Source organism: Actinacidiphila sp. bgisy167 (genome assembly GCF_057707665.1).
In genome coordinates, this window is the sequence record NZ_JBYIQP010000152.1 from 1 (window position 1) to 6121 (window position 6121).

Below are 6121 nucleotides of genomic sequence, written 5' to 3' on the forward strand. Positions count from 1 at the left end.
TTCCCGCCGCATCACAGTCATGGGCAGGTGGTCGGGGTGGGGGACCGCGGAGACGGCCTCCTTCGGCGACGTGCCCGGAACGTGGCGGAGCTTCCAGCGGGGCAGGATCGTGGCGAGTGCGATGATGATCGCGGTCCAGGCGAAGGCGTCGCCGATGCACTTGCGGTTGCCCGCGCCGAACGGGAGGAAGACGGTGCGCGGCCGGTCGCCGGAGTTCTCCGGCAGCCACCGGTCGGGGTCGAAGCGCTCCGGGTCGGGGTAGGCCCGCGGGTCCCTGTGCAGGGCGTAGAGGCTGAACGCGACCTCGGTGCCGGGTGCGAGGTCGTAGCCGCCGAGCTCCACGGGCTTGATCGCACGGCGCATCAGGAGGGTCACGCCGTGCAGGCGGACCGTCTCGTCCAGGACCCGCTGCATCAGCGGCAGTTGCCGCACGTGCTCGAAGGAGACCGGACCGTTCCCGACGACCTGTTCGATCTCGGCGACCAGGCGCGCCTCGATGTCGGGACGACGGGCTATCTCGTGGAAGAACCAGGCCAGGGTGCTGGCTGTGGCTTCGGTGCCCGCGAACAGGATCGTGCCCAGCTCGTCGCGCACCTCCGCGTCGCTCAGCGGCTGCCCGGTGTCGGCGTCACGGGCGTCCAGCAGGGTCGAGAGCACGTCCGGAGTATCCGGCGCGTAGGCACTGCCCGCGGCGCGGGCGTCGGCTATGACCCTGTCCAGCACGTCGTGGAGTTCGCGGGTCGCGGCGTCGAAGCGCCGGTTGGCCGGGATCGGCACGTGGTCGAGCAGCTTCGGTGAGACGGTGCGCAGCAGGATGTTCTCGATGATGACCGGCACGTTGCGCCGAACGCAGTCACGGGCCTGCGCTCCGATGTCACTGGAGAACATCGACGCCGCCACGGTGGAGACGACCAGCGTGCCCATCACCTCCTCCACCGCCAGCGTCGCGCCCGGCTGCCAGGTGTCGGTGATCCGTCGGGCTTGTTCGGCCATGAGCCGGCCGTATCCGGCGATGCGTTCGCGGTGGAACATCGGCTGCATCAGACGCCGGTGGCGCCGGTGGGTGTGGGCGTCGGCGGTCGCCAGGCCGTTGCCGACCAGGCTGCGCAACCGGTCGAAGAACCTGCCCTTCTCGAAGCTGGCCGATTTGCCCACCATGACGTCGTGGGCGAGGCCGAAGGAGTTGACGAAGTAGACCGGCATGGTCCCGATGTCGACGCGCACCAGGTCGCCCGCGTCACGCAGGGAGGAGACGAACCTCAGTGGCGAGCGCGCCAGCGGTACGGCGTGCCCGAGCAGCGGGAGCCGTCCCGGGGCCCGCGGGATGGACTTCGATCCCACAGACATGGGACATCCTTTCGTCGTGATGCGGTGCGGAGGAGTGGCGGACGGGGCGGGGCTGCGTTGTGCGGGCATGCGGAGGGGCCCGCTGGAGGCAGTTGGCGGGGTGGCGAAGCCGAGGACGGCGGACCGGCGGCGGTTGGGCACCACACTCGATCACCTCGGCTGTTCGCATGGGCACCGTTCGCGGCCCGGAGAGCGGCGCGAGCGGCGCATATGACGGGAACAATCGTCCCGCCGATGATGATCACGTCAAGAGTGCCGTATGAGCCACGGTGCCGACGATTTCGCGCCGCGGCCGAGATCCCGGCGGGCCGCGCGAGCCGGACCCACCGCTCGCGCCGGGCGACGCGGAAGCCCGAACGTCCCGTCCCGGGCCCGCGCACGGGGCGGGCGGGGACGGGACGTTCGACGGGACGTCGGAGGGGAGGGGACCGTGGCTACCGGCCGACCAGGCTCCGCCACCAGGGCCTGCGGGCCGGGGCCGCCGCGGGGATCGTCGCGGCGGCCGCTGCCGAGGGCAGGGGCTGCGGGACGGCCTGCGGGAGCGCGGACGTCACCTGCTGCGCCACCCGTGCATGTGTCGTGGTGACCGGTGCTTCGGGAGCCTTGCGGGTGAACTCCACCGGTAGCGTGATGAGCGGGTGGGCCATCCAGGTGAAGACCCGCTGCGTCTCGCCCGAGACGTGCAGGTCGGGCAGCCGGGTCAGCAGGACGTCGCACGCGGTCTCGACGATGGCCCGGCCGATGTTCTGCCCCGGGCACTCGTGCCCGCCGCCGCTGAACGCCAGGTGCGAGCGGTTGCCGTGCATGGGCGCCTTGAGGTCGGGACGGACCTGCGGGTCGGCGTTCCCGGCCGCCAGGCCCATCAGGACCATGTCGCCTTCCTCGATCGTCTGCTCACCCAGCTTGGTCGGGCCGGTGGCGTAACGGGCCGGCAGGACGGCCAGCGGCGGCCGGACCCACAGGATGTGGTCGACGGACTCCTCCAGCGTCTGTGTACTGCCGTTCAGGCTGGCGCGCGTCTTGACGTCCGTGAGGTAGATCTCGATCGTGTCCGCGAGCAGCACGCTGGTGGTGGTGTGCGCCGCCACCAGGGTGTGCCGGAGGTGTTCGGCGACTTCGGTGTCGTTCAGGCGCGCATCGTGCTGGATCAGGAAACTGGGCAGGTCGTTCTCGGGACCGGCCTTGCGGGCGGCGACCAGGTCCTGCAGGACCCGCATGACGAACTGGTTGCTCACCGCCGCGGTGTCGGTGCCGGCGATGAGGTCCTGGCAGGCCGCGATCAGCGCGGGGGCGGTCTCCTCGGGAACACCGAGCAGCCGCATCATCGTGAGCATCGGGACCTGCTGCGCGTACTGCGCGACCAGGTCGGCGTGTCCGTCCCGGCAGAAGCCGTCGATCAGCGTGTTGGCGATGTGCTGGATCCTGCGGCGGACCCCGATGTTGTTGAACTCGGCGAGACTGGCGTTGACTGCTCCCCGCAGGCGGCGCTGGTCCTCCCCCTCCGAGAAGTTCACCAGCGGCTGCCAGGCGATCAGCGGTGCCAGCGGGTGCTCGGGGGTGAGCAGCCTGCTGTCCCGCCACAGCCGGGAGTCGGCCGAGAACCGCGAGGGGGTCCGCATCACCTCCAGGTTCTCCCGGTGTCCCAGCACCAGCCACGCCCGGACCCCGCCGGGGATCTCCACGGGCGCCACGGCCCCGTACTTCTCGCGTAGGTCGGCGTACAGCTGCTCGGTGTTCGCCACGGCCTTGGGCGCGTGCAGCTGCTGCAGCCCCTCGGCGTACAGACCGTGAGCTGGGCACCCCGGCGGCGGTACGGCGGTGGGGGCGGGCTGGGGGTGTTCGGGCGGAGAGGTGGTCACGAGGCCTCCGGGTCACGATGAGTACCGAAGCGAGCGGGGGAGCGGGGCACGGCGTCGGCGACCCGCCGTGACCGCTCCTCCCATGGGCGGGCAGTAGCCGCGGGTCCCCCCAAGTCCCGTAGCCGAATTGCAAGTTGGCAGCATATCCACACAACGGGCGGCGCGCGGGGCGCCCTGATCGCGCGCGCTGTGAGCGGTGGCTGCCGAGGACCTCTTGGGAAGAGGGGAGGCACCGGCCGCGCACGTCGTGACGGCGTGCGGCGGCGCGATACCACGGGCGCGGGGCAGGCCGAGGCATGGGGCACAGGCCGGGGTGGTCCGACGGTCGGCGTGGCGCGTTCATCGCATCGCGCCCCACCGTGACGCCACCGTGCGCCCCACCACCCCCTGGGACGGGCCGCGCCCGCGCGGACGCCGCCGGCAGCTGTCGGCCCCCAACCCTGCGTCGGCCCCCAACCCTGCGTCGGCCCTGCCCGGCCGTGCCCGCGCGGTCGGCGTCACCTCGCCGGGCGGCGCCTCGCAGTTCTCGGCGCCGCCCGGTCGGCGGTGGGCGCCCGGCGTGCTCGGAGCGGCCCGGGGAGGTGGCGCGGGGCGCCTCGCGGCCGCGGCTCAGGCCTTCAACTGGGTGAAGCGGATGCTGTTGCCGAAGGGGTCGCGCAGGCCGCAGTCGATGCCGTACGGGCGCTCGGTCGGCTCGTCGGTGAACTCCACGCCGAGGTCCCGCAGGGTCTCGTACGTCTTGCGGCAGTCGTCGGTGCTGAAGATCAGGTGACCGCCCGCGCCGCCCTTGGTGACCAGGTCGCGGACCTGCTGGGCGATCTCCTCGGACAGCGCCGGCGGGCCCGGCTTCTCCAGCAGGATCTGGCGCTCGGGGTGACCGGGGACACTTACCGTGAGCCAGCGCATGAAACCGAAGTCGACGTCCTGGTTCACCTCCAGTCCGAGCTTGCCGACATAGAAGTCGAGGGCCTCGTCCTGGTCGAGGACGTAGATCTGCGAGTGCGTGATGGCGTTGAACATGGGCATCACGCTACCGGCGGGGCGGTGCCAAAACTTATCCGAAACTGCTCGGCTTCCAGCGCCCGGGCGTAGCCGTTCGGCCTGGCGGCCCGGTCGACCTGTGGTCAGGCGCGCGGCCGTGTCCACGCCTTCACGAAGCACGTCGGCACGGCCGCCGCCGCGGCCTGCCTGCGGTAGGCCCGCGGGGAGGTGCCCACGATGTCCCGGAAGGTGCGGCTGAAGGTCCCCGGGCTGCCGAAGCCCACCTCGAAGCAGATGTCCGTCACGCTGAGGTCGCCCTCCCGCAGCAGGAACATCGCCCGCTCCACGCGGCGGCGCTGCAGATAGCGGTGCGGGGTCTCACCGAAGGTCGCCCGGAAGGTGCGCGTGAAGTGCGCCTGCGACACATGGGCGATGCGCGCGAGTGCCGGCACGTCCAGCGGCTGTGCGTACCCGCGGTCCATGGCGTCCCGTGCTCGGAGCATCCGGCGGTTGGTCTCTTCGGTGGCGCGGTTCACACCGCCCATGAGACCACAAGGCCTCCGACGCCCCGGTCGGGGGCGTCGGAGGCCTTGTGGTCCGCGGCGTGCACGCCGAGTTCACCAGCGGCACTGGTCGGGCGAGGCGGAGGGCTGCTGGACCACCAGAGGCGAGAGCGACGAGGGGCAGTTCGGGTAGCCGGGGCGATCGTCCTTGCACGGGTCGGGTCCCCAGGGGCAGTACGGGCCCGCCGTGATCGCGACCGTCGCCGTGGTGTTCGAGGCGAAGCAGTTGGCGTTCCCGTTGTACGCGGCCGTGATGGTGTGTGTGCCGGCGGTCGCGAAGGTGGCCACATGGGTGGCCTGCCCGTTGGCCGCGACGGGCACGGTCGCCAGGATGACGCCACCGTCGAAGAACGTCATGCCGAGGCCGCCGCTGGGGTCACCCGGGCAGACCACCGTGGCGGTCAGCAGAACGGGTGCCCCGGCGGCGGCGGTCGGGGGTGACACCTGGAGCGTCGTCGTGGACGGATCGGCCGCCATCGCCGGCGTGGCGAGACCTACAACCGCTGCTATCGCCGCGAGAGCACCCGCCTGCCATGTCTTCCGCGTATCCCAACGTTTCACGAAATAGGCTCCTTGTTCGACTGTGGGTGGGAATCCCGCAGTTGGCTTTGGAGCGTCACGTTACGTCGGTCTGTCAGGCCCCGCACTTGGAGCGGGCGACCGCCCCGCCCCGGGACCTGCGGTCCCCCGGCCAGCGCGTCTAGATCTCGGGAGGCGCGATACGGGTGTACGTGAGCGAGTTGCTCGTGCCGCCGAGTGTGGTCACGGAGACGGCCACCGGGCCTGGGGCGCCCACCGGGGCGGACGCGGCGATGGTGGTGTCGGACAACACGGTGAACGCCGCCGGCGTGGCGCCGAAGAGCACTGCCGTCGTGGTGGTCAGTCCCGTGCCGGTGAGGGTGACGGTGGACACCGAGCCGCTCGGTCCCTCGGTGGGGGCCAGGGAGGTGAGGACGGGTGCCGCCACGTAGGTGTAGCTGACGGGGTTGCTGGTGCCGCCGGGTGTGGTGACGGTGACGGGGACGGTTCCGGCGCCGGCGGGGGCGACCGCGGTGATTTGTGTGGGTGAGTCGACGATAAACGAGGTCGCCGGTGTGGCACCGAAGTTGACGGCTGTCGCGCCGCTGAGGTTGGTGCCGGTGAGGACGACCGTGGTGCCGCCGGTGGTCGCGCCCTGGCTGGGCACGATCGAGGTGAGGACGGGTGCGCCCACGTAGAAGAAGGTGACGGCGTTGCTGGTGCCGCCGGGTGTGGTGACGGTGACCGGGACGGTTCCGGCGCCGGCGGGGGCGACCGCGGTGATCTGTGTGGGTGAGTCGACGATGAACGAGGTCGCCGGTGTGCCGCCGAACAGCACCGCCGTCGCGCCGC

At 71.6% G+C, this 6121-nt stretch carries 6 protein-coding genes; all 6 read right to left on the reverse strand.

Annotated features, from left to right (window positions below):
* On the reverse strand, nt 1–1347 hold a 1347-nt coding region (locus AC3ET4_RS30070), incomplete at its 3' end, for a cytochrome P450 (RefSeq protein ID WP_431955014.1).
* A gap of 434 nt (nt 1348–1781) precedes the next feature.
* Nucleotides 1782–3206, reverse strand: coding sequence for a cytochrome P450 family protein (locus tag AC3ET4_RS30075; protein ID WP_431955016.1), 1425 nt, complete (start codon nt 3204–3206; stop codon nt 1782–1784).
* 609 nt (nt 3207–3815) lie between these two features.
* On the reverse strand, nt 3816–4226 hold the full coding sequence (locus AC3ET4_RS30080; protein ID WP_431955018.1) for a VOC family protein: 411 nt from the start codon (nt 4224–4226) through the stop codon (nt 3816–3818).
* Nucleotides 4227–4330: 104 nt separating this feature from the next.
* Nucleotides 4331–4723 carry a helix-turn-helix domain-containing protein gene (locus AC3ET4_RS30085; protein WP_431955020.1) on the reverse strand — a complete coding sequence of 131 codons (393 nt, stop codon included), beginning with the start codon at nt 4721–4723 and terminating at the stop codon, nt 4331–4333.
* A gap of 81 nt (nt 4724–4804) precedes the next feature.
* Nucleotides 4805–5311 carry an Ig-like domain-containing protein gene (locus AC3ET4_RS30090; RefSeq protein ID WP_431955022.1) on the reverse strand — a complete coding sequence of 169 codons (507 nt, stop codon included), beginning with the start codon at nt 5309–5311 and terminating at the stop codon, nt 4805–4807.
* 139 nt (nt 5312–5450) lie between these two features.
* A partial coding sequence (locus tag AC3ET4_RS30095) for an IPT/TIG domain-containing protein (protein WP_431955024.1) occupies nt 5451–6121 on the reverse strand: 671 nt, incomplete at its 5' end.